3 protein-coding genes are annotated in these 2,772 nt (G+C 68.9%); 2 read left to right on the top strand and 1 reads right to left on the bottom strand.

Translation table 11 applies throughout. The features are described 5' to 3' along the window. Positions 1 to 59: 59 nt before the first annotated feature. The gene (locus ABGA94_RS16225) at positions 60 to 1,019 is read right to left on the bottom strand and encodes a mitochondrial fission ELM1 family protein (protein ID WP_072169051.1); all 960 of its coding nucleotides are present in this window, start codon (positions 1,017 to 1,019) and stop codon (positions 60 to 62) included. 126 nt (positions 1,020 to 1,145) lie between these two features. Here ABGA94_RS16225 and ABGA94_RS16220 point away from each other — a divergent pair, with 126 nt between their 5' ends. Both ABGA94_RS16220 and ABGA94_RS16215 read left to right on the top strand, forming a co-directional pair. After that, the gene (locus ABGA94_RS16220; RefSeq protein WP_005415046.1) at positions 1,146 to 1,736 is read left to right on the top strand and encodes a malonic semialdehyde reductase; all 591 of its coding nucleotides are present in this window, start codon (positions 1,146 to 1,148) and stop codon (positions 1,734 to 1,736) included. Positions 1,737 to 1,822: 86 nt separating this feature from the next. After that, positions 1,823 to 2,530 (top strand): YceI family protein, encoded by a 708-nt coding sequence (locus ABGA94_RS16215; protein ID WP_005415047.1) that lies wholly within the window; start codon positions 1,823 to 1,825, stop codon positions 2,528 to 2,530. Positions 2,531 to 2,772: the final 242 nt, after the last annotated feature.

The raw sequence follows: 2,772 nt of genomic DNA, 5'->3' as shown, positions 1-2,772 counted from the left end.
TGGCCGGCATCGGCAGGGTGTTCGGTAATGCGTGCAGCATTGCCGGCCAGCGGCCGGCACTACCCCAGGGCCAGGCGCTGCTTTACTTCCGCCGCCACGCGCGCGGTTTCGCGCAGCGGCTCGATGCGGTCGTACTGCCAGTCCAACCAGTGCGGCTGCAAGCGCCCGCGTTCGCGCAGCTGCTGCTGGAACCGGGCCAGCCGGCCCTGCGCGGTATCGGCCAGCGCCACCATCACCGGCATGCGCGTGGCGCAGGCTTCAGAGAGCAGGTTCACCGAATCGGGCGAGACCACCACCCGGTTGGCCCAGCCGAGCAGGCCGCCATAGGGATTGGTACCGTCGCCACCATCGCCCCAGATCACGTGCGGCAGGTCGGCGAACTTCGCGCGTAGGATCTCGGCCAGGGCTGGCGGCGTGCGTCGCGAGGTGGTGGCCAGCAGGCTGCCGCCTTCGCTGCGGATCTGCTCGGCCAGCGCCTGGAACACACCGACCATCGCCGTCTCGTCCCACGGCGCCAGCGGCGTCGGCCCGCCCACCAGCAGTGCCGTGCGCGGACCGGGCAGGGTGCTGAAGCCGGCAAACGCGGCGCGGCCCCAGGCCAGCCAGTCGTCGTCCACCGGGTTGAGGCTGCCGAGCAGGGTCAGCACATTGCTGCCGCGCAGGGCATCGTGTTCGGGCACCACCACCACGTCCCAATGGCGGGCGCCGATGCGTGGGTCGAGGATCTGCACCACCTGGCTGCCGCGTGCACGCAGCACGCGCAGGGCACCGGCCGCCTGGCGACCACAGCCGATCGCCAGTGCCGGCGCCTCAGCCGCCAGCGTCGCCAAGGCCTCGCCGTAGCCATTCACATCGCCGGGCAGCCGCCGGGGCGACAGCCAGCGCCAGGGTGCGCGCGGTTGCAGGAGCAGCGGTCGGTGGGTGCCCTGGCGCAGTGCCGAGGCCAGCGCGACCGCCTGGCGGACATTGCCCGCACGGCCGTCAGTGACCGTCCATGGCGCGCTCGATCGTTTCACCATTGGCATTAATTCGTTTCAGCCCTGCTGGGTGTTGCAACAGTCGCGACACTCTACACTGCGGCTCGTCGTTTCGCCCCGCGCCGCCCGCGGGCACTGACTTCCTTTCGCCGCCCTGGAGATCCACCGATGTCCCACGCGCTCGACGCCGCCGCCCTTGATCAGCTGTTCCGTACGGCCCGCACCCAGAACGCCTTCCTCGACAAGCCGGTCCCCGAGAGCCTGCTGAAGGAACTGTACGACCTGGTGAAGTGGGGCCCCACCGCGGCCAACACCACGCCGGCGCGATTCGTCTTCGTCACCTCGAAGGAGGCCAAGGACAAGCTGGCCCCGGCGCTGTCCGAAGGCAACCTGGCCAAGACCATGGCTGCGCCGGTCACCGTCATCATCGGTTTCGACCTGGACTTCCACGAGAAGCTGCCGTACCTGTTCCCGCACACCGATGCCAAGGCCTGGTTCGATGGCCCGCAGGAAGGCCGCCACGAAGCCGCCATCCGCAACGGCAGCCTGCAGGGTGCCTACCTGATCCTGGCTGCGCGCGCGCTGGGCCTGGATGCCGGCCCGATGTCCGGCTTCGACCCGGCCAAGGTCGACGAAGCCTTCTTCGCCGGCACCTCCATCAAGTCGAATTTCCTGGTCAACCTGGGTTACGGTGACCCGGCGGGCCTGTTCCCGCGCCTGCCGCGCCTGTCGTTCGACGAAGCGGCGCGCATCGCGTAAGTCGCTGTATCGGTTTCGGGCCCGCTGTTCCGCGGCAGGCCATTGCTGCACCGTGTACCCACCCTACGATCCGGAGAGTTCCTCAGATGAGCGCCACCCGTAAACTGCTGCTGCCGCTGGCCCTGACCCTGGCCATCGCCGCCTGCTCCAAGCCGGCCGACACCGCTGCCCCGGCTGCCGATGCCGCCGCCCCGGCCACCACCGAGCAGGCTGCCACCCCGGCGGCTGATGCCGCCGCTGCTGCGCCGGCTGCCGAAGCGATCAAGATCGCCTCGGGCACCTACAAGCTGGACCCGAGCCACACCGACGTGCTGGCGCAGTGGAGCCACTTCGGCTTCTCCAACCCCAGCGCGCACTTCGGCAACGTCGAAGGCACCCTGGTGTACAACGCCGAAGACGTGACCAAGTCCACCGTGGAAGTGAAGCTGCCGCTGAGCGGCCTGAACAGCTTCACCGCCAAGTTCGACGAGCACCTGAAGAGCGCCGACTTCTTCGACGCCGCCAAGTTCGCCGATGCCACCTTCAAGAGCACCAAGGTGGAAGCGGCCGGCACCAACAAGCTGACCGTCACCGGCGACCTGACCATCAAGGGCATCACCAAGCCGGTCACCCTGGACGTCACCGTCAACGGCGGCGGCGAGCACCCGATGGCCAAGGTTCCGGCGGCTGGCTTCGATGCCACCACCACCCTGAAGCGCAGCGATTTCGGCGTCGGCGCCTACGCCCCGAACGTCAGCGATGAAGTGAAGATCCGCATCACCACCGAAGCCACCGGCGAAAAGCCGGCCGCTTGATGCACCCAGCTCACTCGTCGTGAGAAGGCAGAAGGCCCGCTGAAGAGCGGGCCTTCTTTTTGGGTGCCGGTAGAGCCGGCCGCTGGCTGGCTGCATGCGGGGCACCCGATGCCGATGGGGTTGCCGGCCAGCGGCCGGCACTACCCGGCAGGTGCCAACCTGCATTTGGTGGGTGCGGACCGTTGGTCCGCACGATCCCTCAGCGCAGCGCGCCCAACCATGCCACGCACGCCTCGCTGGGG

The organism is Stenotrophomonas sp. 3diitr2024 (genome assembly GCF_042136455.1).
Taxonomy (GTDB): Bacteria; Pseudomonadota; Gammaproteobacteria; order Xanthomonadales; family Xanthomonadaceae; genus Stenotrophomonas; species Stenotrophomonas sepilia.
This window is presented reverse-complemented; position numbering and strand designations above follow the sequence as displayed.